Origin of the sequence: Enorma massiliensis phI, assembly GCF_000311845.1 — a bacterium.
GTDB classification, from domain to species: domain Bacteria; phylum Actinomycetota; class Coriobacteriia; order Coriobacteriales; family Coriobacteriaceae; genus Enorma; species Enorma massiliensis.
In genome coordinates, this window is sequence record NZ_HE978574.1 from 616,297 (window position 1) to 641,745 (window position 25,449).

A 25,449-nucleotide genomic window follows, 5' to 3' on the forward strand; every position below is an offset into this window, starting at 1 on the left:
TGGAAGAACGGCAAGGGCATGGAGCCAAGGGTGCGGGGCGTGAGCTGCGTGCCTGGCTGCTCGGTCGCTCGCCGGGCCTCGGTGCCCACGTGCTTGCCGCCCGCTTACCGGGCGGTACAGCATGGAGGGCGAGGGAGGTGCCTATGTGGAAGCGGTCGGACGTTGAGCGCCTGACGGGCCTCACGCGCCACATGATCCAGGACCTATGCAACCCCAATACCAGCGGGGATGGCTTGGGGTTCTGGGAGCCGGCGATATCCAAGCCGGGGTATTCGCGCTTTGACGAGGGCGACCTGCTGGCGTTCTACCTAGTGCGCCAGCTCATGAAGGCCGGGTTCACGCTCAAAGAGATTGAATCGGCGGTGTTTGATCTGATGGAAGATGACGATTCGTTTGAGCGCGCGCTGCGTCGGAAGGCGACGGTGCTTCATCGGCGCCGGGCTGAGCTCGATAGCAAGCTGAGTGCGCTCGAGTATTTGGAGGTGGCCGCGACGGCGGCGACCGATGATCGCCTGTATGCCGTGATGGAGGTCGCATTAACGCAGAGCGCTGAGCGCGCTGTGCAAGTTGCGACGACTGAGACACAGGCGGCGGAGGCGGATGAGGTGCTTGTGCGTCGTGGCATGCGCGAGCTGGTTGCTGCCGTGCTTGGCGTACTGCGTGGCGAGGGCGCGCCTGCCGAGATGGGCGGGCGCGGGATTGCCCCGCTAGTTGCTGGCTGGGCGAGAGCAGTTGCCGACCTTCTTGCCGATGACGCGGCGCCTGCCACCGCCGGTGCCCAGAGGCTGATCCGGAAGATGGCGCATGCAGTCGCGGGCGAGGGTGCGAGTGCGGGCAGGCACGCTGGCAACGCGTGCGACGCCCTTGCAAGCGAAGACGCCGGCAACGTACGTGACGCCCTTGCGTGCGAAGACGCCGGCAACGTACGTGACGTCCTTGCAAGCGAATGCACCAGTAGCGCACGCGATGCTCTGGCGGTCCGTGCCCTCGCCGCATTCCTCAACGAATCGGAAAACGGCGTTCCCATCGAGCTCGTTTTTGGCGAGGGCTCGTTCGCGTTTCTCGCGCAGGCAGCTGTAGCCCGCGTGAACGATATGGATAAGCAGCTCAGATAGAAGGGATGGTTGGATATGGGAGAGGCAAAGATGCCGCGCGCGGGGTTGGGGGCAGCGCGCCTCGTGGCTCGTATCGCGATGGTCGTAGGCGCCCTCATGTTGGTGGCGGCGTTCTTCTTGCCATGGGCTTCGGCGGGGGACGAGTTCCGCGATGCTGCAGCGCTCGCACCCGACGTTGTGTTCTATGAGCCTACAGGGATGACGGTTTCCGGTGCGACCGATATCTCGCTCATGGAGTACGCCCAGGTGTATGGCTCCATGGGAGGAACGTGGCAGGTATATATGGTCATCATGTACGCGACGGTGGGCGTAGCCGCTGTTGCCTTGGTTTTCGCTGCATTTGGGAAGCCCGTTCCAACGGTGGTATTCGGCATCGCGGCCTTTGCCGCCTCGCGCCTTTTGGTATGGGACTTTGGTGATCGCGGGGTGCTTCCCAGCAGTACGCACGATTGGGGCCTCGCGCCAGCGGTGTACACCGTTGGCCTTGTTGTGGTGTTAGTTGCGTCGGTTTGGATGTTCATGCTCAGGCGGCAGGAGGGCAAACGACAGGAGAAAGGCGTTTCCGCTCGACCGGCGGGGGCGCCTCGCTAGACGTGCCGGAGCAAAACGTAATGGTATTCGAGGTAAGGAGAGTGCGATGAAACGATTTTGGATGATTGCTGCGATGGGTGTCTTGGCCATCGTCCTTACGGGTTGCAACAATGGGGGAGGTGCTGAGCCCTCTGCGGCGGGATCGCAATCGGCGGGGCAGGACGCGTCTGCTGGAGCGGCCTCTGCTCAGCAGAGCACGGTCGAAGCAGGAAGCCCGGAGGAGGTTCTCGCCAATATACAGGCCGATTTTAACGATACCGCTCAGAAGTTGTATGACGAGCAGGCGGCGATGTTTGATGAGGTTGGTGAGAACTTTGACGACTATACTGCCAACCAGCAGCTCGTTAATGACTGGTACGCGCTTGCGCTGAGCGAGACGGAGGCGCTTGGGGAGCGCACCTATGAGAATAGCAAGGTGTACTTCCAATCGGTGATCAACACGGTTGACCCCAATGACGATGACGCAATTCACGATGCCATCGAAGCGTACTATGATGCGATTTATGAAGATGCCTATGGCGACTATTACGATGCCGTCTACGAGGACGCGTTCAAGGACGCCTATGATCAGTTCTACGACGGCATTCTTGCTGATGCGCTTGATACCGAGGACTATGGCGTCGTTTCGGATGCAAGGTCTGAGGAGTATGACAATTGGTCCGATGCGCGCTCGGACGTCTATAACGCGATTTCCGATGCTCGTTCGGATGTTTACGATGTGAGCTCCGATGCATACAGCGCGTACTATGACGATGAATTCGTTCTCGATGAGATCTTCCGGGATCCGGTCGTCAACGTGAAAAAGAATGACGAGGAGTAGGGACCTGAAGGCGCGGTGCCGTTCGGTCCAAGTGGCTTAGAACTCCACGAGTTCGCGCACCGGCGTATCAAGCGCTCGCGCGATGCAAATGAGGATATCGATGCCGATGTCGGCCGTTCCTGTCTCAATCTTCCAGAGATAGGAACGGCTGATTCCCGTCATGAGGGCAAGTTGCCGCTGCGAGATTCCTTGCTCGGTGCGAACGGCCCTGATCCGGGAGCCCAAACTTCTCTTTTCGCGCACGTTATCCATGTTCTGAGCATACGTGCGGTATAGTGTAATGTGGCTCACTGTAGAGAGCATATATTGGACTCGGAAGAAGGTGGCAGTGTGAGAAGCATATCAGGAACAGTTTTATCTGTATGCAAAATGCTGCTTATTTCAGCGAATCGGAAAACGGCGTGCCCGTCGAGCTCGTTTTCGGCGGCGTTCGTTTGCGTTTCTCGTGCAGGCGGCGAAGGCCTGTGTGGGGATATCGGAAAACGAATAGGAAGGAATCAGATATGGATGGAAAGGATTGTTTACGCACGAAGACTGCTGGCTAGTGAATGTCGAACGTGTTATGCGATGGGATAATTCTGCGATTGGGGAAGAAGATGAAGGCATTAGTATCTTGCGTGACCGTATTGGCTCTCGCGTTTGCGCTTTCTGGCTGCAACGGTGGCCAGTCGAATACAACCGCCGGCTCAACATCCGCTGAAGATGGCGCTACTTCTCAGAGTGCCGAAACGGTTGAAGTCGACAATGCTTGGTATCGGGACAATCCATATGCGATGACGCAGGGCGTATATCTCGTTGGCAGTGATCTCGCTGCAGGTAACTACATATTTACCTGCGATGATGACGAGTACACCGGATACGTTATCGTGTTCAACTCTGTGGATAACTATGTTGCCTATCACACTGCGAGCCGTTTTACCAATGGTGAGGAGAGTGCCGCGGTTGAAGCGAATGCAGCGTTTAGCGAGTATCTCAACGAAGGTGATTCTCTGAACCTCTCCTTGCAGGAAGGAAGTGTGCTGCTTGTTGAGGCAAGAGGAACGCTGTCTCCGGCAGAGGGTGAGAATGGCGAAGCGACACAGGTTGTGAGCGGAAATCCGGTGCGTATGGTTGACGGAATCTACGATTCCAATCAGCTGGGAGCTGGGACGTATGTGCTTTCGAGTACGGAAGAAAATGGCGGCTTCGACGTTGTCGTATTTGAAAACAAAGAGGCATATGACGCTTTCGAGAATGCCGGCCATTCCACGAACGGTGAGTGGGGTGCAGCGGTTGAACAGAATGCGTGGAGCGACTTCTACCTCAATCCGGGCGATTCGTGCTACCTCAACCTCAGTGATGATTCCATTGTGATGATCGAGGGCGGTGAAGGGGTGGCTGAGTCCGTCTCGATGGGTTGGGCGCTCTGATTGCAGGTCTGAGCGATTGGTTCTGAAACGATTCCTACACTTGCTTCGCTTGGATACGGGGGATGGGAGGTTTAGCTATGAAGCAATGGTTGCGTGCATTGGAGCGGTGACGCTGGCTTTTATGCTCGCAGCATGCAACGGAGGAGGGCAGGCACCAGCAGGTTCGCCGGGCAAAGCGCTGCTTCGTAGACTGTCGAAGCGGGCTCTCCCGAGGTCGTGCTTGAAGATCAGGTGGATTGTAATGATACGGTGCTGGCCCTCTACGATGAGCAAGAGAAGATGCTCGAGCTGGCGGGGGATTTCTACAAGGATTACAAAGAGCATAAAGACCAGATTCAAGGTTGGTACAGCCTTGTCGTAAACAAAGCCGAAGCGCTGGGAGAGCATGTCCAGGATAACAGCCGTGTGTGCTTTCAGACGGTCATTGATACCGTGGGCCTGGCCGATGAAGATGCTGTTGAGGATGCCGTCGATGCCGATTATGACTGCAGCGAGGTATCTGAGTTGATGTCAGCTGAGTACAAGGTCTGCGCGGACGCCCGCTCCAATGTATACGAGGCTATTGCTGGTGCGCGTTCCGTGGCGTACGAAATCAATTCTGGCGCAAGGAGCGCTTTCTGCGACGATGAGTTCACGATGGATGAGATTATCCGAGAATTCGCGGTGGCCGTTCAGGCCGACGATTTCACGGAAGACAACAGCGGCGTTGGCGATGGCTCTGCGCGGGCCGGGAATACGTCCAGTGTGTCGACGGATTTCAAGGCAACCATGGATGAGTACGAGGTGTTCGTCAACGAGTACGTCGACTTCATGAATGCATATTCTGCGATCGGAGTTCGCCTGACTGATTGCTTGGTATCCAAACATGATGGCGCAGCATCCCGAGGTGAAGGCCGCCCTCGATGACATTGGCACAGGGAGCTTGTCGACCGTCGATTACGCGTACTACACCGAGGCCATGGCGCGCATCACGACAAAGCTTGCCGAGGTTGGGCGGTAGTGGCATGCACTCCGTCGCTATTGCTCCAGGCTAGAACTCAATAAGCTCGCGCACTCGAGCACCGAGTGCGCGACTTTTCGATAAGCCTGAGAGGGTAGAAGTGGAATGACTGGAGTCGCGCGGTTTTCAGAAAGGATAGGCTCGCGGACACATGGTCGAGCATTAATTCGCTGCTGAGTAATTATGAAAGGCGGAAAAATGGATTTTGTTTTAAGGGATGAAGACGCAATAGTTCCAGAAGACGTTTTGTGCACAGTGGCAAATCGAGTAAGGGGAAGTATCGAAGCGGCAAAAAGAGACGGCGCCTTTCGCCACGACGAATTACTTCGGCACTTTCCTCTTGCTAGCTGCGGCCGCGCTTCGTACCTGCTTGCTCAAGCGCTGAAGGAACAAGGGGTAGACGCAATACTTGTTTCAGGGAAATATGGAGATCAAAACCATATGTGGCTTGTGGTAAAAGATGCCCTCATTATGCCCTCTTCATATAAACCGCCGGAAATACCGGCCGAATTAGACGGGCAGCTTGTGCAATATGGCGACCTGCTCGTGAGGAAGAAGAGCTTGTCAAGTTGTACCGCTGCCAAGATATTGCAGAGGGGACAATAGTGGACATTACCGTAGACCAATTTGGAGAGCAAGAATTTAGAGAACGAGGTGTGTACGTGGGGAAGATGAATCCATTCTATAAGCGATTCTGCGATCCGTATACCCGTATAGAGGAGTATGCTGGCGAATTAAAAGGCAAAGATGCCGGCTGTTTCGAGATTATTTCAAATTACTTCTGAGGTTTTGCCGTGCGCTCGGGCTCGGCTGTTACCCGCTATCGTTCTGGTCGATAGTGCGTAAAGCCATTCTCATCGACGTGTGACAGCACCGCTCGACCTTGCCCTGATAAGAACGTCCTGCATTCATCTAGCAAGACTTCTCCTTCTTTCTTTGTATGATGCGCGCTAGCTTCGTTGATATAAATGCTCGCAAGCATGCATTTGTCATATATCATCAGGCGCTCTTCGCCGGCTAGCTGAAAGTAGTAGGAAGCGCTTTCATAATCAGGCACCGAAGAACCACTTCTGTAGTATCCATCGTAATATGAACGAGCTGTACTGAGAGCGGCATCGAGGTAACCCCCATCGGCGAGCATTTTCCAAAAGAGGAATGATAAGTTCGGCCCGAAATTGACGTATTTATATTTATCAAGGAAACGCAAGTAAAGATGCCTTTGTTTGCTTGGGCAATCGCTTGCATCGAGAACCTGATTGACGTCCTTTTGGAGTAAAAGCATGAGGGCATGGTCGACTACTTCGCTGTTTTCCGGGGTAGAGAAGTGCGCTCGAATGAGCTCATCGATTTCCTTGGCTCGATTGAAGAGCGCGTTAAGAAGCAAGGTCGTTTCTTCAGATTTGTTGGCACCCCGCTCCATTTCACGCTCTATTTCGTTGAGAAAACGCTTGATATCTTTGTGCCAGACAATGGCAAAATATAACTTATCGTATATGGGTTCATCTTTTCCCATTTCACGATGAGACGCCATGTCATTCTTGTCATCTCTGAGGCGTTTGATGGCAGATAATATTCCTGCTTTCACTGGCAAGCCGAGCGCGTTTTCCAAATCAAAGCAAAGGACTGCGCTGAGAAGCGTGATATCCATATTATTTAAGGAGTAGTTTTCCTCTCCGAGCTCTTCGATTCTTGATAAGGCTTTCTTGTAGGTGTCTCCATAATTGGAATATTGCTTTTGCTTAAAACGCGCGAAAAGAGGGCCTTTCCAGCTGGTGCCAGGATATTTATTTTGTAGTTTGAGCTGCAAATAGTTTCTGAACACGTCCGCCGTAAGTTCCGCTTCTTTATTGATGATAGAGCTCAAATCCATGTGGAATTCCCCGTTCAAATTACGAAGGAGATGAAACGCTAGGTTTGATAATAAGGCTTTTACTTTACGGCAGCCAATTGGCAGTATCGACACTTCTAAAAGCTTGTTGACAAATAGGCTCATACGCGAATCGGGGCGTTCCCAATGCGGCAACACCCCGATTCTGGGCCTAGCTTTGATACAGAGCTACGACCCGCTTCCCGGCCTCAGCAATGATGATGCAGATCTCACCCGCTTTGGCAAGGTAGTCCAGGGCGACGGAGAGCTTGGCGCTCATGTTGCTACCTCCTTTCAGCAACGAGTCTGAAAAATACATTGTGGTAGCAGCTGACCCTGGTGTAGTTGAAACTTTACCACTCAGCTAATGTTTTTGCTGAAACAGGCTGTATGCGGCTGCGTAAATGCGAAGCGGAGCTTTGTCTGAGACAAAGACGAAGATGGACATTTCGCGGCGTGGTGTGCACGGCAAAACAAATACTGGAAAAAAGAGGTTCGATTGCTGACCAGATATGCTTCAAAAGATATGGCGATGAGTTTGTCGGTTCCATCAAAGTGCACAGCTGTTTTATACATAGCGCATTTGATATTCTGGAAATACATGAGGCTTAATCGTTAGTGTAGATGGAATTCCAAGCGAAGGCGTGCGGGAGAGTTCTCTCGGCGATAAGGTGCTAGCAGATCTTGCTGATCCGGTATGAGTGGTGTGCCCGTAGTTCGCATTGTCATGAATCGGCAAACGTTTCGTGTTGGGGCAGAAAGGTAGGAAGCATGGCAGGGAAAGAATCGGAAGAAATGCCGCGCAACGAGGAGGGTGCATTTGCTACTGATGATGCAGCGAAGGCACCCACACCGCTCTCATTGGGAGATGTGTTTGCGTCTGCCGGAAAGGTCGTCGGAGGCGCGATTCAAGATGCTGCAACTGGAGCAGGCGACGTTCTTGCTGGCGCCGCGAATGTGGCGGGCGGTGCCGTTTCCACGGCGGCGGAGTCTCTGCATGGGCTTCTGCACGGTCGCGAGAGCGAGCTTGAAGACGAGATGCGTGTTCAGGATGATGAGGCAGTAGATTATGCAGTCAAATTCTTGAAAGAGGTCTTGAGACTCCGGAGCGTTCGAATTGATCGCGAGGGCTTTTTGCGCTCTGAGCTCGAGAAAAAGGGCGTCTCGAAAGAGGCTGTTCAGCGTGCCATTGACGTGCGTCCTGCAGAGACGGATATTCCCGATGCAATCATTAAGCAGATTGCAGAAGAAACCATTGCGTTCGAGACGTATAAATCTTCTGCGCTCTCATTCGCCGCTGGCTTGCCTGGTGGCTTCGCGTTGCTTGGAACGATTCCGGCGGATGTGGCTCAATACTACGTGCATGCTTTTCGTGTGATGCAGAAGCTCGCCTATTTGTACGGATGGAACTCGTTCCTTGACGATTGCAAGGAGGCTGACGACGAAACCATCGCGCTGCTCGGAACGTTTTTCGGCGTCATGCTGGGTGTTGCCGGAACGACGAAGGCCCTTAATGTGTTTGCGCTGAAAACGGTGATGCCCTCAATCGAAAAACGTGTTGCCACAATGGCGCTTACGAAGACTGCCTGGTACGTTCCGCTTAAAAACACGCTACGGCTCATCGGTGTGAACATTACCAAGCAGAGCGTGGGAAAAGCTGCGGGAAAGATTGTCCCTGTCATCGGTGGAGTCATTTCAGGCGGCTTGACGTTTGTGAGCTTGATGACTGAGTCGAATCGACTTCGTGATCACTTGGCGACACTACCGCCCGCAAAGCCTGATTCGGAAATCGTGATTGATTTGGATGAGTTTGGTGTTTCTGATGAGGGGAGTGTTGTTATTGAGTAGCGGCTCGGCACGATTAGTTATTTCAAACTCCTGCCGGTAGGGAACTGCTCATGTGACGGGATACGAATCATACGCCAGCGCCCTGAGTGTTCTTGGGCAAGCTTCTGAGCAGAATAAGAGCAATGCGTTTTCCGGTCGGGCATCGTCAATTTGTTTTACCTGCAGATGAGGCTTGTCTTGAACCTATTGAAGCGGATGCTGGTGGATGAGAGCGATGCTGCCGTAGCGGGTACACCACGTGGCATCTTACTCGCGGCGAGCAATCGCTCCGATTGCATCGACGAGGCCCTGCGGATGAAGATGCTGGAGAATCATTGTGGCGCCGTCTGCATGACTGGCGATGAGGCGGAGCGTAGGTTGATCTACGCCATCATCGATGTCTGCATCCCCGCGTTTCAAAACTTGGCGCGATGCTTAGTGGGGCGCTAGGCCTATCGTGTTTTGGATGCTACGCGTGCATGCCGTTCAGAGGCCATTCATGCGAAAATGAAGCCATCGGGTGGCGAGGTTCCACCCTGCCATCACATGTACCACTCGAGGCGGAGGCTCCATGAACATCCAGATCTTCGGAACCAAGAAGAGTTTCGACACCAAGAAGGCGCAGCGCTACTTTAAGGAGCGGCGCATCAAATTCCAGTTCATCGACCTGCGCGAGAAAGAGATGAGCAAGGGTGAGCTGCAGAGCGTGATGCGCGCGGTGGGCGGCCTCGACGCGCTCATCGACCCCAAGGCCAAGGACCAGGACACGGTCGCGCTCATCACCTACCTCGCCGAGAGCCAGAAGTTCGACAAGCTGCTGGAAAACCAGCAGATTCTGCGCGAGCCCATCGTCCGTAACGGCAAGCAGGCCACGGTGGGCTACGAGCCCGATACCTGGAAGACCTGGGAGTAGCGGCACTCTTCGCTGCTGCGTTCTAGGGAGGCTGCGGCGCTAACGGCCCGGTGCGCCCGCATCCCCAGAGCGAAGCCGCGCCCTCCACCCGCCGGCCCGCGCACTCCGCGACGCCCATGCCCAGCGAGACTATCGCTTCTGCCGCCGTTATCCATCTCGCGCCGCCGAAAGGAACCCCCATGAGCACCCTCATCGTCTACTGCCACCCCTACGAGCAGAGCTTCTGCCACGCGATGCTCGATGCCCTCTGCGAACGCTACGACCGCGAGGGCACTCCGTACCAGATCATCGACCTGCATGCAGACGGCTTCGACCCCGTACTCTCGCGCGACGAGCTCGCGGTCTACGGCGAGGGCACAGCGCTCGATCCGCTCGTGACGCGCTACCAGGAGCTCATCGCCGGCTCCGACCGTCTCGTGTTCATCTTCCCCATCTGGTGGAACGACATGCCCGCCATGCTTAAAGGCTGGCTCGACAAGGTGCTGCTGCAGGGCTTCTCGTGGGAGCCCACGGGCGAGGGCCTCAAGGGCACGCTCACCTACATCACATCGGCCGAGGTCTACACCGCGTCTTCGAACCCCACCGAGTTCCTGCGCGAGCAAACCGGCGATGCCATCCAGCGCATGTTCATCGAAGGCACGCTGTGGCAGCTCGGCATCTCGAGCGGTACCTGGGAGAACTTCGGTAGCATGGATGTCTCCACGGAAGAGGAACGCGCGGCGTTTTTGCGGCGGCTGGCAGGGAAGGACGAGTGACCCGGCGTGTGGCGGCTGCCCGGGAAGGGCGCATAACCGGCGTCCAGTGGGCGTTCTCGGCGGTTTTCCCGGGGGCGTGTACTTGGTTTTGTATGATTTGAGGCGGTCTACTTTACCGACTGCCCAAAAACTGAAAAACTCGTCTTTAGCAGGCAGGCAATCTACCTGCTAAAACGCAACGTTTCCGCAGCTCGATGAGTTTGGGGATTATTTCAACTTTTGGGCAGTTTATCCCGGTGCCCTAAAGTAGACCATGCGAACAATGAATAAAACCAATGCGATTCTGCATATTATCCCAGCATAGCCGCAATGGCGCGCACAACGGCATCCTTGGCGGCGGAGGTTTTGCTCGCGTCGGCCACAGTCAACACGACGCTGCCTTTGATGCCCAGCTCGCCAACCTCGGAGAAAAACACGCTGGGCCCGTCGGTCACGGCCGACGCGCTTTCTGCTGCGCGGCGCGCCTCGGCAATGACCTGAGCGGAGAGCTCGTCGAGGTCGACGGGTTTGCCCGCACGCGCGCGGTCGCGTGCGGTGGTAGCCTCGTCGTTCCCGGCGGCGCTGGCATCCCCGCGACGCGCCTCGAGTTCGCGCAGCGTGGGATAGGTGCGCGGCACGCTGAAGGGCACCGTTACCCGGCTTGCAGGCAAAAGGTGCACGAGTGCCGTCGTGGAGATGATCGAGTTGGGGATGATCACCGTCTGGCCCAAGCTGTCCTTGATGGTGGTGTGGCGCCATGTAACGTCCTGTACCACGCCGCGCTCGCTGCCCACCTCGATGTTGTCGCCGGGCTTCACGATGCCCATGAACGTAACCTGGAGTCCGCCAATGAGGTTGGAGAGCGTGTCTTGGAAGCCGAGCGAGACGGCGATGCCGCCGACGCCGAGGGCGGCGATTACCGAGCTGGTGTTGACGCCGAAGCAGCTGTCGAGCACGATGCTCGCGCCGACGATCCAAATGATGGCGCGCACGATGTTAATGATGATGCTCGAGCTGGGCAGCGGGTTGCTGCCGTGGTGCAGCATGCGCATTGCCGCCTTGACGGTAAGCTTTTCGACCACCCGTGTCGCTATCACGATGATGACCGCCCATGCGACCTGTTGGAAAAGCGGGTGGGTGACGATTGCCTGAATGCTGGAAAGAACGCCGTCCATGATGCTCCGGTTCTCGCTGCGATGGTCCTTCTCCCATGGTACCCGAAGCGCCGTGTTCCAGTCTTGGCCGATGGGCGGTATCGGGGCAGCGAGCTGCGGGTGCGGTGGACTTTGCGCAGCAGGTCGGGCACGAGACGGGCAGCGGGCGGCGCTATCCGTTCGGGTTGCGGGCGGGCTGGATCTTGACGGCAATGTTAGAATCCAGCTTGACAGGAGCAACCAGGGCGATTGATGCGACGGGCAGTGACGAGCATGAACATTAAACTCTATGAGCTGCGGGAAGACGAGAAGCCAGCGTTGGCCGAGGTCATGGCTCGAGTTGGGGCGGGCGACGCCTTGAAGCGGGGCGCTGCCCCGCAGGCGTGCGCGGCCCCGTCCGACATCACGATCGATGCCGTCCCGACGAGCTTGGGCTCGAGAACGTGGCGAGCGCTCAGGGCTTCGATGCGGTGGTTATCTCGGGCAGAAGCGCCATGACGGCCGAGGTGCTCGACCGGCTCGCGGAGCTCGGGGTGAAGTACCTCGCCACGCGCACTGTGGGCGTTGACCATATCGACGTGGCGCATGCACACGAGCTCGGGCTGCGCGTATGCAACACCGGCTACCCGCCCGAGGGCGTGGCGGAGTTCGCCGTGATGCTCATGCTTATCGTGCTGCGCCGCTACAAGCCGACGCTCTGGCGCCAGCAGGTGAACGACTACTCGCTCGGCGGGCTCGAAGGGCGCGAACTCGGCCGCCTTACCGTGGGAATCGTGGGCACGGGCCGTATCGGCCAGCAGGTCGCGCGCATCTTGGGCGGTTTCGGCTCCAAGGTGCTCGGCTACGATCCCTATCCGAGCGACGCGGCGCGCGCGGCAGGGATCGAGTACGTGCCGCTCGAGGAGCTCTACCGGCGCTCGGATGTTGTGACACTGCATGTTCCGCTTACGGAGGAGAACCGCGGCATGGTCGACGCCGAGGCCATCAACCAGATGCGCGATGGCGTGGTGCTGGTCAACGTGAGTCGCGGTGAGCTCATCGATGTGGCGGCTGTTACGAGTGCCATCGAGTTCGAGAAGATCGGTGCGCTCGCCATGGATGTGTTCGCAGACGAGGGGGGCATCTACCACGAAAGCCGCGTGAACGATATCATTCGCAACCGCGATATGGCGTACCTGCGGCAATTCCCCAACGTGGTGCTCACGCCGCACATGGCGTTCTATACCGACACCAATGTGAACAGCATGGTCGAGCAGGGCGTGCGGGGCGTGATCGCCATGGCCGAGGGCCCGGGCAGCTGGGCGAGCGAGGTGTAGCGGGGCGCGGTTTGCGCCGCATATCGTTGGCGCATGGCTACGTTCGGTCCAAAATCCGTTGTTATCCATGTTCGAGGTTCGATAGGGGAAATATGGCGCAGCGCGAACGGCGCCCACAGCCGACGCATATCCACGTGCGCGGCGCACGGGTGCACAACCTGAAGAACATCGATGTCGACATTCCGCTTGGCGAGCTCGTGGGCATCGCGGGCGTTTCGGGCTCGGGCAAGAGCTCGCTCGCGCTGGGCACGCTCTATGCCGAGGGGAGTCGCCGTTATTTGGACGCGCTCTCCACCTACACGCGCCGGCGCATCAGCCAGTCCGCGCGCGCCACGGTAGACGAGGTGCGCCATGTGCCGGCAGCGCTCGCGCTGCGCCAGCGTCCGGGCATTCCCGGTGTGCACTCAACCTTCGGAACCTCGACCGAGCTCCTTAACTATCTGCGTCTTGTGTTCTCGCGCTTGGGCAGCCATCGCTGCCCGCACTGCGGCGCGCATGCCGAGCCGTCCATGGCCGTGGCGCTCATGCAGCCCATCACGTGCTCGTCATGCGGCCGGGAGTTCTTCGGCCCCGGTGCGGAGGACCTTGCCTTCAACAGCGCGGGCGCATGCCCCACCTGCGGCGGAACGGGCATCGTGCGCACGGTAGACGAGGCCTCGCTCGTGCCGGACGAGTCCCTCTCCATCGACGAGGGGGCCGTGGCTCCGTGGAATACCCTCATGTGGGACCTCATGAAGCAGGTCGCGCGGGAGATGGGCGTTCGCACGGACGTGCCGTTTTGCGAGCTCACGCCCCAAGAGCGTGACATCGTCTTTCACGGCCCGGCGGAGAAGAAGCACATCCTCTACCACGCCAAGAAGGGTGACAACTTCGCGGAGCTGGACTTCACCTACTTCAATGCTGTCTACACGGTGGAGAACGCGCTCGCCAAGGCCAAGGACGAAAAGGGGCTCGCGCGCGTAGCCAAGTTCCTGCGCGAGGACGTGTGTCCCGATTGCGGCGGCACGCGCCTTTCTGCGGCTGCGCGCGGGCCGGTGATCGATGGCATGACGCTCGGCGATGCCACACGCATGACGCTCGATGAGCTCGCGGTATGGGCGCCTGGCGTGCCCGCGCTCATGCCGGAGGAGCTCCAGCCCATGGCCCAGGTCATCGTGGCCGAGATGGCGGAGCCCATCTGCCGCCTGCAGCAGCTGGGGCTCGGCTATCTGAGCCTCGACCGCGCGAGCTCCACGCTTTCTACGGGCGAGCGCCAGCGCGTGCAGCTCGCCCGCGCCGTGCGCAACCGCACGAACGGCGTGCTCTACGTGCTTGACGAGCCGTCCATCGGCCTGCACCCTTCCAACGTCGAGGGCCTGCTCGGCGTGGTAGACGACCTCTTGGACGACGGTAACTCCGTGGTGCTCGTGGACCACGACGTGCGGGTGCTCCGCCATGCCGACCATCTGATTGAGATTGGCCCCGGTTCAGGTGCGGATGGAGGCAGCATCATTGCCCAGGGCACGGTGGAGGAGGTCGAGTCCTCGCCGGCCACGCGCATCGGGCCGTTCCTCTCGGGTGCAAGGAGTGTGCGCGTGCGTGAGCGCGCGGCGGCAAGCGATATGTTCGCCCATGGCGCGGTGCGGCTCGAGACGGGGGCGATTCACACGGTGAGGCCGCTCGCGGTCGAGATTCCGCGAGGACGGCTCACCGCGGTCACAGGGGTCTCGGGCAGCGGCAAGACGACGCTCGTGCTGGAGAGCCTTATTCCGGGGTTGCGCGCAGCTATTGCGGGCGAGCAGCTGCCCGCGCATGTGCGGGCCGTGGAGGCCGAGGGGCTGCGCCGCGCCAACCTCATCGATGCCACGCCCATTGGGGCTAACGTGCGCTCTACGGTGGCGACCTACTCCGGCGTACTCGACGACCTGCGCCGCGCCTATGCCAAGCTGCCCGAGGCCAAGGAGCGTGGTCTCAAAGCGGGCGCGTTCTCGTATAACACGGGGAGCCTGCGGTGCCCGACCTGCGACGGCACAGGGCAGATTTCGCTCGACGTGCAGTTTCTCCCGGACGTTGACATCCCGTGCCCGGATTGCGGGGGCTCGCGCTATGGCAGCGCGGCGGCCGAGGTTTGCTTGGCGGGCGACATCAGCTTGCCGGAGCTTCTCTCCTATACCGTTGACCAGGCGCGTGATGCGCTTGCCGAGACCGGCCTGCGTTCGGCCAAAGCCAAGCTTGCGGTGCTTTCCGACTTGGGGCTTGGGTACCTTACGCTCGGCGAGGCCACCCCGGCGCTTTCCGGCGGCGAGGCGCAGCGCCTCAAGCTGGCAAGCGAGCTCACGCGCAGCCAGGAAGACGCGCTTTTCGTATTTGACGAGCCTACGATTGGCTTGCATCCGCTTGACGTGGAGGTGCTCCTCGGTGTGCTGCAGAGGCTTATCGACAACGGTGCCACGGTGGTGGTAATCGAGCACGACCTGGATATGATTGCCAACGCGGACTGGGTCATCGATATGGGGCCTGGTGGCGGCGCTGCCGGTGGGCGCGTGGTGGCAGCAGGCGCGCCCGAGCAGTTGGCGGCGTGTCCCGAGAGCATCACGGGCCGTTATGTGGCCGAAGAGCTACACTGTTGATAGCAGGTTCGTGAGCCGAGTGCCCGTCCCCGGCTTCACAGGATAGGAGGCGCAGAAGGCGAGCGCGCCGTCTCGGGTGCCCGGCCGCGCTCGCTTTGTCTCGCCTCTTGGCGTTGTCGGGCGATATCCGGACACGCCGTGCATCGCCGGGCGACATCCGGACACTCGCAGGGTTTTCGGGCGACATTTGGACGCTCAGAGGCCTTCGAGTGTCCAAATGTCGCCCGAGAATCCCAACAGTGTCCGATCCGCGCCCAGCAACGCCTCTCCACCTTGATTTCGCCTGGAGACGGGACGGCTGCGGCATCGGGGCTCGATGTGCTGTGTTATGGTTGGTGCGCATGTTTGCGCTGCATGGGCGGCGCATGATTATGAAAGGACCGAGATGATTAAAGAGATCGTGAAGGACCGCGACTTCCTGAGCAAGCCCGCAGAGCCTGCGACCGCCGATGACGCTGAGGTCGTGCAGGATCTTCGAGACACGATCGAGGCGCTTGACGACTGCGTGTGCCTTGCGGCGAACCAGATCGGTTCGACCAAGGCCATCATTGCCTACGAAGACAACGGCCGCACGTTCGTGATGCTCAACCCCAAGATCAAGATCGCTGCCCAGCCGTATCAGGCTCAGGAGAGCTGCCTTTCGCTTGAAGAGGTTAGCGAGGTGAAGCGCTTCCAGATGATCACCGTGGGCTACCAGGTGGTGGCGAACGGCAATCTGGTGAGCCGCACCAAGCGCCTCTCGGGCTGGACGGCCGAGATTGTTCAGCACGCGATCGATCACTGCGCGGGCAAGCTGGTGTAGCAACTTCGAGCGCACAACGTGCCGCAGCGCGCTGGCCGGCTTCGGAGCGGGCGCCTGCGGCATCATGGGATGCCCTCGCTGTTGCAGTGTATTGGGAGATTCCGGAACGGCAGCCGGCGGCGTAGCCTGGCTGGCGGCGTAGCCGGGCCCGCCGATTCCAGGGCGGGCGCCTGCGGCATCACCAGGCGCGTTGCTCGTTGAGCGCGTGGCTTACGGTAGGTGTGCCGCGTCTGCTACGTGTAAGCAGTGGAGGAATAGACATGGTTGCAGAAGAGGACGTTCAAGCGGCCGAGGGTCTCATCTCGTTTATCGAGCAGTGCCCGAGCATGTTCCATACGGCGGCGACGGTCTCCGCGCGCCTCGAGGCACAGGGCTTCGCGCGCTTGTCCGAAGGCGATTCGTGGCGGGGGAGGCTCGAGCCGGGAGGGCGCTACTACGCGGAGCGCAACGGCTCGAGCATCATCGCGTTCAAAGTGGGCGAGGCCGCCGCGGCCGACCCTGACCGCTTTCACTTCCAGCTCACCGCCGCCCACGGCGATTCCCCGACATTCAAGGTGAAGGCCACGCCCGAGCTTGAGGGCCCCGAGGGCTCCCTGCGACTCAACGTCGAGGCATACGGCGGCATGATCGACTACACCTGGTTCGACCGTCCGCTCTCCGTGGCGGGCCGTGTGCTCGTGCGCACGGCAACCGCAGAGGGCGAGCGCGTGGAAAGCCGCCTCATCGCGCCCGACCGCGACATCGCGCTCATACCAAGCCTCGCCATACATCTCGACCGCGGCATGAACGACGGTTTCTCGCCCAACCGCGCGACCGACCTCTGCCCGCTCGTGTCTGCCGGAGAGCTCGGCGCGGGAAGCTTCGACGAGCTCGTTGCCGCCGAGGCGGGCGTTGAGCCGGAGCAGGTGCTCGCCCGCGACCTCTTCCTTGTGAACCGGGAGCCCGCACGGGTGTGGGGCGCTGCGCACGAGTTCGTCTCATCGCCTAAGCTCGACGACCTTATGTGCGCCTATACCTCGCTCTTGGCATTTCTCGCTGCCGAAAATCCCGGCTGCGTCACGGTTTTCTGCTGCTTCGATAACGAGGAAGTGGGCTCCAACACCAAGCAGGGTGCGATGTCGACCTTCCTGCCCGATGTGCTTGGACGCCTGACCGAGGCGCTCGGCCTCACGCCCGAGGACTATCGACGTGCGCTTGCGAAGTCGATGCTTGTGAGCTGCGATAACGCTCACGCCGTGCATCCCAACAGGCCCGAGAAGTACGACGCGGCCAATCGCTGCCGCCTGAACGGTGGCATCGTGGTCAAGGAGGCGGCGAACCAGCATTACTGCACCGATGCCTTCAGCCGCGCCGCGTTTCTGGCCCTATGCGAACGCGCGGGCGTGCCGTGCCAGACCTTCGCCAACCGTAGCGATATGGCCGGCGGGTCGACGCTCGGCAACCTTTCGAACATCCAGGCCAGCATGCACGCCGTCGACGTGGGCTGCCCGCAGCTTGCCATGCACTCCTCGTACGAGACGGCGGGCACGCGCGACGTGCGCCTTGCCGCGCGGGCGCTTCAAGCTTTCTTTGAGGCGAGCATGGCGATCGAGGGGGCTGAGTCGGTCCGATTCTGCTAGGAAACGTTGATTGATGGGCACCGGAGCCGTCTGTCCCGTCAAGGTTTCAACTTTTGGGCACTTCCCGACGCGGCGGGCGGGTAGAGGAAAGCGAGGGGAAGGGAAAGGCGCAGCTCAGGAGGCCGGCGTCCTCCCTGCCACGGCGTGGCTACCCGGACCTTCCGCCCCCAAGTGCCCAAAAGCTTAAATCGCGATCGCCCCGAAGGCAAAATCAGCGTTTCCGTAGCGTCTTACCTGCGAGGGCCTTCTATGGTTTCTCTGCGGATGGAGCCGCTTGCCTGCAAGCTCACCGGGGTCCCGCGGATGGGTCCATCATCCATGGGTCCGCCCGCCTGCAGGCCCATCGGCGCCCTGTGCGAATGCGGCTGCTCGCTCATAGACCGCCATCACTTCTGCACGAATAGAACCTCCTGTCTATAAGTCCGCCTTGCGGGGTATTCTCGAAATGCCCTGCTAGGCGGCTTTGCATTGGAATCGCTGCGAAGGGCGTGTTGAGGGAGGGGCACATGGACGACACCAAGGTCGATTGGACGAAGCGAATCGATATGTCGGCGCCCGCGCCTGCACCGGCCGATGCCGGCCATGCTGGGGCGGCGCAGCCCGGCTCGGGACCGTCGGGCGAGGACCGCGTGGCGCAGCTCGAGCGAAGCTGCCGCCGCATGCGCGTGCTCATGGGGGTGCTCGCGGGCGTTGTCGTTGTGCTCGCCGCGGCGACCATCGCTATGGGGGTCGTCTTGTTCTCAAAGATTGATGAGCAAGGGGGCGCGATCGCTGCGCTCGAACAAGCTCAGGAGAGCGCAGGCGAATCGGATGCCGCCTCTCTTGAGGACGAGCCGGAATCACAGGACGGGGACGGCGTCTTTGGGTCTATCGGCTCTGGGGCCCAAAGCGGCTCTAACGGCGACTCCTCGTCTGGCTCGATAGAGGGCGAGGAAGACGAGCCCGGCGTGTACGATGCGGATGGCAACCGCGTTACCGCTGCCGACCTCACGGGAATCATCAACGAGAAATGGTCGAACGCGCTGCGGATTCTCGAATCGTACGGCATCGACCCCAACGACCTCGTTATCGTGACCGACGACGGCGGAGCGGTGTTCGATGCCGGCAACTGGACGGTGACCATGGTCGCCGACCTCGACGACAGCGGCCAGATCGCCGTGTACCTGCGCCACGATATCGATTGGTTCTAATTGCCTGCGCATCCGAACGTTCAGCATCGGGGCTTATGGGTATAAACCTGCCATGTGTTCATGCGGCCACGTGTGCCGAGCGACCCATGGAGGAACGCCCGATGAAATGCCCCGTTTGCAAAGATGTGACCCTGCTCATGAGCGAGAAGAACGGCGTAGAGATCGATTATTGCCCCGAGTGCCGCGGCATTTGGCTCGATAGGGGCGAGCTCGATAAGATTATCGATCGCGCCCGCGACGCGCGCGACGGGTATCGCGAGAGCGAGCGGCAGGAGTATCGTCGCGAAGAGCGGCGTGACGACCGGCACGAAGATCGCTACGATGCCCGCTACGACAAAAAGAGCAAGAAGAAGCAGAGCCCGCTTTCTGCTCTGGGCGACATCATGGAGATTTTCGGCGGCGAATAGGTCTTGTGCCGAGCGTGATGGCGAGGGTGCCCCTCGCGTTCCGTGCGCGCCGCGGGCCCGGCGCTACACCTTGAGCGATTGCAGATAGGCTTTCTGCTCAGGGCTCATGCGACGCGACTCGCGCGCCTTCTGCAGCGATTTATTATGCGTCCAAGGATCGAGCATCGGCTCGCCTTGGGCGCTTCTTTGTTCGAAGAGGGGGAGCGTGGCCGCGGGCTGCTTGATGAGGGCGTACGAGAAGTACCAGGCGCGCGCCATATTGATGTAGTATTCGGGCCGCTCGATTGCGGCGACCCACGTGAGCTGTTCGGGCGCAAAATCGTCGCCCAGGAAGAGCTCCATGAGCTGCGTCACGCCGAATCTCACGACGTATTCCGTATGCGAACCTGTGGCCTGCATCCAAGCTCGCAGCTGTACGAGGGTCGCGGGCAGATCGCGCTTGAACTCGGGCACGCGTATGAGGTCGCTGGTGGCCCAGTTATCGACGTGCGGTAAGAACCGGTCAAGCAGATCGATGGCTTCGCTCGGCGTCTGCGCTGCCATGCCGATGAGCAGGCCGTGAAGGTTCATCTCGTCATAGGTTTCATGGGGGAGGGGTTCATTTAGAAAAGCCTGCGCCTCCGCAGGCCGGTCCTTCCAGAGCGTGCGGGCAAAACGCCGCAGCTCCGGTATGCGTACGCCCAGGATGCGCTCGGGGGCAACGGTCGGCACCAGCTTGGCCTGAAACTCTCGATATGCAGGATCCGCAATGACAGCAAGTTCGTTCCGCATGCTCATGGTGCCTCCTCGTGAAGCAGGTGGCGAAGGTGGTGGGACGTCGGATGCCGATACGGTCAGTATAGGATTGCCGGGCGTATTTCGTACGCTACGGGAGTCTAAGAAAAAGTTCACGCCTCGAGTCGGAAGGTTTTTGGAGATTCGCTGAGTAAACAAGCCTTTTAGGCAGAGTTTTCCTGCGGTTTTTTACGCGCAAGCCCGGGTCTACTCTGAGGTTTGCGAAAAACCTTCCGACTCGAGGCTCGAATTGATTCGAGCCTCGAATAAGCCAGCAGAACATGCCGCACGCGCGCCTAGTTCAGCAGCATGCGGTCGTTAGCAAGCTCGCCGCCCGAGACCTCCTCGAACTTTTGGAGCAGGTCGGCCACGGTGAGCGCTGCCTTTTCGGCGCCGGAGACATCGTAGATGATGCGCCCCTCGTGCATCATGATGAGGCGGTTGCCCAAGCGGATGGCATCGTTCATGTTGTGCGTCACCATGAGCGTGGTGAGATGGTGCTCGCCAACGATCTTCTCGGTGAGGTCGAGCACCTTGGCTGCCGTCTTGGGATCGAGCGCCGCCGTATGCTCGTCGAGCAGCAGCAGCTTGGGGTCGGTAAGTGTTGCCATGAGCAGCGTGAGCGCTTGGCGCTGCCCGCCCGAGAGCAAGCCCACTTTGGCGGTCAGGCGCTTTTCGAGCCCGAGCCCCAGCTCGCGCAGGCGCTCGGCGTACTCGTCTTTCTCGGAGCGCGTGACGCCCCAGGCAAGGGTGCGCGTCTTGCCGCGTCGCTTTGCCATGGCAAGGTTCTCGATGATCTGCATGTCGGCAGCGGTTCCCATCATGGGATCCTGAAACACGCGGCCGAGGTACTTCGCGCGCGCGGGTTCAGAGAGCCGCGAGATGTTCTGGCCGTCGAGCGTGATCGTTCCCGCGTCGATGGGGTATACGCCCGCGATCATGTTCATGAGCGTCGACTTGCCGGCGCCGTTGCCGCCGATGACGGTCACAAAATCGCCTGCTTCGAGGTGAAGGTCAACGTTCATAAGGGCGCGCTTCTCGTTGATGGTCCCAGCGTTGAAGGTCTTGCACACACCGTTGAGCGTCAGCATGCGCTATCGCCCCCCTTCGGAGTTGGCGGCAGGGGTCGCGGGCGCTGCTTTCGCGGAGCGCGCGTAGGCGCGGCGCAGCTGGTACTTCTCCCACACCACGGGGATGCAAAGCGCGAGCGCGACGATAACGGCCGAGATGAGCTTCATGTCGTTCGCGTCCATGCCGAGCTGCAGCACGATCGCGCGGATGAGGAAGTACACCACGGAGCCCACGACGGCGGCGGTAAGGCGGCTGCCGAAGGAGCGGAGCTTGCCGGGAGTGAGGCGACCGAGCACCTCGCCGATCACGATCGCGGCGAGGCCGATCACGATGGCGCCGGTGCCCATGCCGATATCGGCGTAGCCCTGGCTCTCGCAGATGAGGCCACCGGAGAGTCCCACGAGGCCGTTCGAAAGGGTGAGCGCGATCATCTTGGTGACCTTCGTGTCGACGCCGAGTGCGCGCACCATTGCCTCGTTGTTGCCGGTTGCGCGGCAGGCAGAGCCGATTTCGGTGCCAAAGAACCAGTAGAGCGCCACGATGATCAAGATGGCGAAGATGAGCCCCACGATGATGGAGGCAACGTTTTGCGGGAGGCCGGTGGCGTCGGTGACGCTCGAGAACAGCGTGTCCACGCGGAGAAGCGGCGTGTTGGACTTGCCCATGATGCGCAGGTTCACCGACCACAGCGCGATCTGGGTGAGGATGCCGGCGAGGATGGCGGGAATCTCGAAGACCGTGTGGAGGAATCCCGTCACCGCTCCGGCGATCATGCCGGCGAGCATGGCGGCGAAGATGGCAAGCACCGGGTCCACGCCGCTCACCACGAGCACCGCGCATACGCTGCCGCCCAGGGCGAAGCTGCCGTCGACGGTGAGGTCGGCGATGTCGAGTAGCTTATAGGTGATAAAGACGCCGAGCACCATGACGCCCCAGAGAATGCCTTGCGAGACGGCACCAAGCATGGCGAGTCCCATAGCAGCCCCTCTCTTCCGTAAGGCAACGAACCCCGGCGAGCAAACCCGCCGGGGCCGATGCAAGAAATCCTGCATAAATAACGCCAAAAGTGTATCACGCCCCGCTGCGAACGCCACGGACCGGCGCGTCTGTAATGGAGTGGTAATCAAGCGGCCAAGGGGTGCGGACCACGTGATCGGCGGCATGTGCCGCTCGGGGGCCGTTTCGGGGAACGGTGGTCGGCAGAAGCTGCCAGCCGGAGGTTTTCGCATAAAGGAAGCTGGAGAGACGCGGCGGGGCCTCCAGGGGGAACGGATACGCGGGAGACTGGGGGCGATGGGCGGCACCGTGCCGCCGGTCGCTGGAAACAGGCAGGCGGGCTTTCGCGCGACGCTCCCGATGGACGCCCGCGCAATCGTTCCGACGGCAGGCATTTCAAAAGGTAAACGGTTGTGCCCGCACGTGCAAGCGGCGGGGCAGCATGAAAAGGAGAGGTGTATGGAACGCAACGAGGAGGCTTTGAGCCCGCTCGACGGCATTAGCGTGAACATCAACAAACGGCATGCCTTCGTGCATGAGCGCGTGCTTGAGTACATCGTGCGGGAGACCAACCAAGCGGGCGGCGTGATATTCAATAAAAAGGAGATGGCAAGCTGGTTGGGGTGCTGCTCGCGGTCGCTCGACCGTGCGGTGCACCGCCTGCGTGAACAGGGGTTCGTGGAGTCGCAGCCGCAGTTCTTGCCGAATGGCGCCCAAGGCGGCAACAGGTATCGCGCGACGGAGGTTGGTAAGAAGCACGCGGAGACATGGAGGCGGCTCGTGGGCACCGTTTAGTCCGTGCGCTGCTTCATTTCAGCGGGATAAAGGCGGCGTTGCTCGGCCAGCTCTTTTGCCTGAGCGGCGCATGGGCAATCTTGTCTTGCTCGTCCCATTTCGCCCATCTCGACTCAGAGGGCGGGCGGCGTTGTCTGCCAACTCCATTTCGCATGAACGAAAACGGGCTCCGTCCTTTTGAACGGAGCCCGCATTGTACGTAGCGCTACGCTTGCTGCCCAGCCGTGGGGCTAGACGATTCTGATTTCGAGGCGCCTTACGTCTCAGCGCTCACGTCTGTGCCGCCGTCGCTGGCCAGGCTCGAGACGTCCACGCCGATCTCGTCGGCGGTCTGCTGGTTGTAAACCAGGTCGCACTCATCGGCGCCCATGGTTTCCACCGGCATGGTCGCCGGGTCTGCGTCCTCGGTGAGAATCTGCACGGCCATCTCGCCCGCGCGATAACCAAGCTCTTCGTAGTTGATCGAAACGGATGCAAGGCCGCCGTTCTGGACCATGCCCACCTCGCCGCAAATGGTGGGGATGCCCGCCTCGTTCGTGGTGGCGGATACCTGCGACATGGCGGCCGCCACGGTGTTGTCGGTGGGGGCGTACACGGCGTCAACCTGGCCGACCATGGTCTCCACGACGGTCTGGAGCTCGTTGGTGGAGGAGAACGAGTAGCGCTCGTGGCCGATTCCGAGCCCATCGAGCTCCTCCTCGGCCATCTGAATCTGGATCTCGGAGTTGCTCTCGGCGGTGCAGTAGAGCAGGCCCACCTGCGCGGCGTCCGGCACGAGCTGGGTGAGCAGGGCGATCTGGTCGGCGACCGGGTTCATATCCGAAGTTCCGGTGAGGTTGCCGCCCGGAGCGTCGTTCGACTCCACGAGCCCGGACTCTGCGAAGTCGGTGATGGCAGTGCCCACGATGGGAATCTCGGTCGTGGCGTTCAGGCAGGCCTGCGCGGCAGGGGTCGCGATGGCGAGGATGAGGTCCACGCCGTCGTTCACGAACGTGGACGCGATGGTGGTGCAGGCGGACTGCTCGTTGTTGGCGTTCTGCTGGTCCGCCTCGTAGGAGATGCCCGATTCGTCGAGGGCACGGATGAAGCCCTCGTTCGCCGCGTCGAGGGCGGAGTGCTGCGTGAGCTGCAGGACGCCGATGCGGTAGGTGGTTCCGCTGCTTGCGGCAGATCCGGAGGCGGCGTTATCGCTGCAGCCGGCGATGCCGAGGCCGCCGAGCGCAGCGGCGGTGCCTGCGAGGCCCTTTGCGAAGGTGCGACGAGAAATTGCGGACTTCATGGTTCTTCTCCTTTACATCGGAGGCAGCAGGGTTCACTGCCAGGGCTGCGAGGCGCGTTAGACGATTTCGGGGGCGTCGAGCACGGAGAGGTCGACGCCGCAGGCATCGGCCGAGGCCTGGTTGGCGATGAGCGTGCAGTCCTCGGCCTCCAGATACTCGATCGGCATGGTTGCCGGGTCTGCGCCCTCGGTGAGGATCTGCACGGCCATCTCGCCCGCGCGGTAACCGAGGTCGCGGTAGTTGATGCTGTACGAGGCGGTGCCGCCGTCTTCGACCATGGTGTCGCAGCCCACGATGGTGGGAATGCCCGCGGCGTCGGCGGTCGAGGCAACCTGCGCCATGGCGGCCGCCACGGTGTTGTCGGTGGGGGCGTACACGGCGTCAACCTGGCCGACCATGGTCTCCACGACGGTCTGGAGCTCGTTGGTGGAGGAGAACGAGTAGCGCTCGTGGCCCAGGCCCGCATCGTCCAGGGCCTCTTCTGCCATCTGGATCTGGATCTCGGAGTTGCTCTCGGCGGTGCAGTAGAGCAGGCCCACCTGCGCCGCATCCGGCACGAGCTGGGTGAGCAGGGAGATCTGGTCGGCGACGGGCGTCATATCGGAGGAGCCGGTGAGGTTGCCGCCCGGGGCGTCGTTCGACTCCACGAGCCCGGACTCTGCGAAGTCGGTGATGGCGGTGCCCACGATGGGGATCTCGGTCGTGGCGTTCAGGCAGGCCTGGGCTGCGGGCGTGCCGATGGCCAGGATGAGGTCGACGCCGTCGTTCGCGAAGGTTGAGGCGATGGTGGTGCAGGTCGACTGCTCGTTGTTGGCGTTCTGCTGGTCCGCCTCGTAGGAGATGCCGGCATCGTCAAGAGCGGCGATGAATCCCTCGTTCGAAGCATCGAGCGCAGCATGCTGCGTGAGCTGCAGGACGCCGATCCTGTAGGTGTCCGAGCTGCTAGCGCTGCCGGCCGAGCCTCCGCCAGAGGTGTCGTTGGCGCAGGCGGCAAGTGAGAGCGAGCCAGCAGCGGCGAGCGAGGCGATGAAGCCGCGGCGCGAGACGGTAGTCCGTTCCATTGTTCCTCCAAAAATCAGCCGAAGGCAGTTCCCCCTGGCATCGGATGATAAAAAACCCACGGTAGCGCGGGTTTTTTCATCATAGCGAGAAGCGCTGGA

At 60.4% G+C, this 25,449-nt stretch carries 26 protein-coding genes; 18 read left to right on the top strand and 8 right to left on the bottom strand.

Features of this window, described 5'->3' with window-relative positions:
* The 3 genes from HGEM_RS02510 to HGEM_RS02520 form a co-directional block, all read left to right on the top strand.
* Nucleotides 1–1,115: helix-turn-helix domain-containing protein (locus HGEM_RS02510; protein WP_230197207.1), on the top strand; the 1,115-nt coding region annotated here is incomplete at its 5' end.
* Between the two features lie 15 nt (nt 1,116–1,130).
* Complete coding sequence (locus HGEM_RS02515) at nt 1,131–1,706, top strand: hypothetical protein (protein WP_019127825.1); 576 nt, start codon at nt 1,131–1,133, stop codon at nt 1,704–1,706.
* Between the two features lie 46 nt (nt 1,707–1,752).
* Nucleotides 1,753–2,526: a hypothetical protein gene (locus tag HGEM_RS02520; protein ID WP_035100582.1), complete on the top strand. Its 774-nt coding sequence runs from the start codon at nt 1,753–1,755 to the stop codon at nt 2,524–2,526.
* A 36-nt stretch (nt 2,527–2,562) separates the two neighbouring features.
* Here the strand turns inward: HGEM_RS02520 and HGEM_RS02525 are convergent, their stop codons facing one another.
* Nucleotides 2,563–2,751: a helix-turn-helix domain-containing protein gene (locus HGEM_RS02525; RefSeq protein WP_019127827.1), complete on the bottom strand. Its 189-nt coding sequence runs from the start codon at nt 2,749–2,751 to the stop codon at nt 2,563–2,565.
* 371 nt (nt 2,752–3,122) lie between these two features.
* On the opposite strand from HGEM_RS02525, the gene HGEM_RS02530 reads away from it, so the two are divergent.
* The 4 genes from HGEM_RS02530 to HGEM_RS10210 all read left to right on the top strand — a co-directional run bounded on the left by HGEM_RS02530 (nt 3,123) and on the right by HGEM_RS10210 (nt 5,541).
* On the top strand, nt 3,123–3,935 hold the full coding sequence (locus HGEM_RS02530) for a hypothetical protein (RefSeq protein WP_154646795.1): 813 nt from the start codon (nt 3,123–3,125) through the stop codon (nt 3,933–3,935).
* A gap of 216 nt (nt 3,936–4,151) precedes the next feature.
* Complete coding sequence (locus HGEM_RS02535) at nt 4,152–4,841, top strand: DUF6591 domain-containing protein (RefSeq protein WP_019127829.1); 690 nt, start codon at nt 4,152–4,154, stop codon at nt 4,839–4,841.
* Nucleotides 4,801–4,935: a DUF6591 domain-containing protein gene (locus tag HGEM_RS10575; RefSeq protein ID WP_268257915.1), complete on the top strand. Its 135-nt coding sequence runs from the start codon at nt 4,801–4,803 to the stop codon at nt 4,933–4,935. The genes HGEM_RS02535 and HGEM_RS10575 overlap by 41 nt, the downstream gene beginning before the upstream one ends.
* A gap of 198 nt (nt 4,936–5,133) precedes the next feature.
* Nucleotides 5,134–5,541, top strand: a complete 408-nt coding sequence (locus HGEM_RS10210) for a hypothetical protein (protein WP_019127830.1) — start codon at nt 5,134–5,136, stop codon at nt 5,539–5,541.
* A gap of 214 nt (nt 5,542–5,755) precedes the next feature.
* Here the strand turns inward: HGEM_RS10210 and HGEM_RS02545 are convergent, their stop codons facing one another.
* Nucleotides 5,756–6,805 (bottom strand): hypothetical protein, encoded by a 1,050-nt coding sequence (locus HGEM_RS02545; protein WP_019127832.1) that lies wholly within the window; start codon nt 6,803–6,805, stop codon nt 5,756–5,758.
* Nucleotides 6,806–7,573: 768 nt separating this feature from the next.
* Here HGEM_RS02545 and HGEM_RS02550 point away from each other — a divergent pair.
* The 4 genes from HGEM_RS02550 (at nt 7,574) to HGEM_RS02565 (ending at nt 10,297) form a co-directional block, all read left to right on the top strand.
* Nucleotides 7,574–8,650 (top strand): hypothetical protein, encoded by a 1,077-nt coding sequence (locus HGEM_RS02550; RefSeq protein WP_019127834.1) that lies wholly within the window; start codon nt 7,574–7,576, stop codon nt 8,648–8,650.
* 177 nt (nt 8,651–8,827) lie between these two features.
* Nucleotides 8,828–9,079 carry a hypothetical protein gene (locus HGEM_RS02555; protein WP_154646796.1) on the top strand — a complete coding sequence of 84 codons (252 nt, stop codon included), beginning with the start codon at nt 8,828–8,830 and terminating at the stop codon, nt 9,077–9,079.
* A gap of 121 nt (nt 9,080–9,200) precedes the next feature.
* The gene (locus tag HGEM_RS02560) at nt 9,201–9,542 is read left to right on the top strand and encodes an arsenate reductase family protein (RefSeq protein ID WP_019127836.1); all 342 of its coding nucleotides are present in this window, start codon (nt 9,201–9,203) and stop codon (nt 9,540–9,542) included.
* 179 nt (nt 9,543–9,721) lie between these two features.
* On the top strand, nt 9,722–10,297 hold the full coding sequence (locus HGEM_RS02565; protein WP_019127837.1) for an NAD(P)H-dependent oxidoreductase: 576 nt from the start codon (nt 9,722–9,724) through the stop codon (nt 10,295–10,297).
* Nucleotides 10,298–10,587: 290 nt separating this feature from the next.
* Here HGEM_RS02565 and HGEM_RS02570 read toward each other — a convergent pair whose 3' ends face one another.
* Nucleotides 10,588–11,451, bottom strand: a complete 864-nt coding sequence (locus tag HGEM_RS02570) for a mechanosensitive ion channel family protein (protein ID WP_019127838.1) — start codon at nt 11,449–11,451, stop codon at nt 10,588–10,590.
* Nucleotides 11,452–11,813: 362 nt separating this feature from the next.
* Here HGEM_RS02570 and HGEM_RS02575 point away from each other — a divergent pair, with 362 nt between their 5' ends.
* The 6 genes from HGEM_RS02575 to HGEM_RS02600 all read left to right on the top strand — a co-directional run bounded on the left by HGEM_RS02575 (nt 11,814) and on the right by HGEM_RS02600 (nt 19,373).
* Nucleotides 11,814–12,746 carry an NAD(P)-dependent oxidoreductase gene (locus HGEM_RS02575; RefSeq protein WP_154646797.1) on the top strand — a complete coding sequence of 311 codons (933 nt, stop codon included), beginning with the start codon at nt 11,814–11,816 and terminating at the stop codon, nt 12,744–12,746.
* 92 nt (nt 12,747–12,838) lie between these two features.
* Complete coding sequence (locus HGEM_RS02580) at nt 12,839–15,355, top strand: excinuclease ABC subunit UvrA (RefSeq protein ID WP_019127842.1); 2,517 nt, start codon at nt 12,839–12,841, stop codon at nt 15,353–15,355.
* A 385-nt stretch (nt 15,356–15,740) separates the two neighbouring features.
* Nucleotides 15,741–16,157: a peptide deformylase gene (locus HGEM_RS02585; RefSeq protein WP_019127843.1), complete on the top strand. Its 417-nt coding sequence runs from the start codon at nt 15,741–15,743 to the stop codon at nt 16,155–16,157.
* Between the two features lie 260 nt (nt 16,158–16,417).
* Nucleotides 16,418–17,776 carry a M18 family aminopeptidase gene (locus tag HGEM_RS02590; protein WP_019127844.1) on the top strand — a complete coding sequence of 453 codons (1,359 nt, stop codon included), beginning with the start codon at nt 16,418–16,420 and terminating at the stop codon, nt 17,774–17,776.
* A 506-nt stretch (nt 17,777–18,282) separates the two neighbouring features.
* Nucleotides 18,283–18,966 carry a hypothetical protein gene (locus HGEM_RS02595; protein WP_019127845.1) on the top strand — a complete coding sequence of 228 codons (684 nt, stop codon included), beginning with the start codon at nt 18,283–18,285 and terminating at the stop codon, nt 18,964–18,966.
* 101 nt (nt 18,967–19,067) lie between these two features.
* Nucleotides 19,068–19,373: a TFIIB-type zinc ribbon-containing protein gene (locus HGEM_RS02600; protein ID WP_019127846.1), complete on the top strand. Its 306-nt coding sequence runs from the start codon at nt 19,068–19,070 to the stop codon at nt 19,371–19,373.
* Nucleotides 19,374–19,436: 63 nt separating this feature from the next.
* Here the strand turns inward: HGEM_RS02600 and HGEM_RS02605 are convergent, their stop codons facing one another.
* From HGEM_RS02605 to HGEM_RS02615, 3 genes are all read right to left on the bottom strand, one after another.
* Nucleotides 19,437–20,150 carry a DNA alkylation repair protein gene (locus HGEM_RS02605; RefSeq protein ID WP_019127847.1) on the bottom strand — a complete coding sequence of 238 codons (714 nt, stop codon included), beginning with the start codon at nt 20,148–20,150 and terminating at the stop codon, nt 19,437–19,439.
* 293 nt (nt 20,151–20,443) lie between these two features.
* Entirely contained in the window at nt 20,444–21,238 is a 795-nt protein-coding gene (locus tag HGEM_RS02610; protein WP_019127848.1) for an ABC transporter ATP-binding protein, read from the bottom strand.
* Between the two features lie 3 nt (nt 21,239–21,241).
* Nucleotides 21,242–22,195: an ABC transporter permease gene (locus HGEM_RS02615; RefSeq protein WP_019127849.1), complete on the bottom strand. Its 954-nt coding sequence runs from the start codon at nt 22,193–22,195 to the stop codon at nt 21,242–21,244.
* Between the two features lie 478 nt (nt 22,196–22,673).
* Between HGEM_RS02615 and HGEM_RS02620 the strand changes: the two genes are divergently transcribed.
* Nucleotides 22,674–23,009 carry a hypothetical protein gene (locus tag HGEM_RS02620; RefSeq protein WP_019127850.1) on the top strand — a complete coding sequence of 112 codons (336 nt, stop codon included), beginning with the start codon at nt 22,674–22,676 and terminating at the stop codon, nt 23,007–23,009.
* A 256-nt stretch (nt 23,010–23,265) separates the two neighbouring features.
* Here the strand turns inward: HGEM_RS02620 and HGEM_RS02625 are convergent, their stop codons facing one another.
* On the bottom strand, nt 23,266–24,288 hold the full coding sequence (locus HGEM_RS02625) for an ABC transporter substrate-binding protein (RefSeq protein WP_019127851.1): 1,023 nt from the start codon (nt 24,286–24,288) through the stop codon (nt 23,266–23,268).
* A 57-nt stretch (nt 24,289–24,345) separates the two neighbouring features.
* A complete protein-coding gene (locus HGEM_RS02630; protein ID WP_019127852.1) occupies nt 24,346–25,350 on the bottom strand; it encodes an ABC transporter substrate-binding protein in 1,005 nt (334 codons plus the stop codon).
* Nucleotides 25,351–25,449 lie beyond the last annotated feature (99 nt).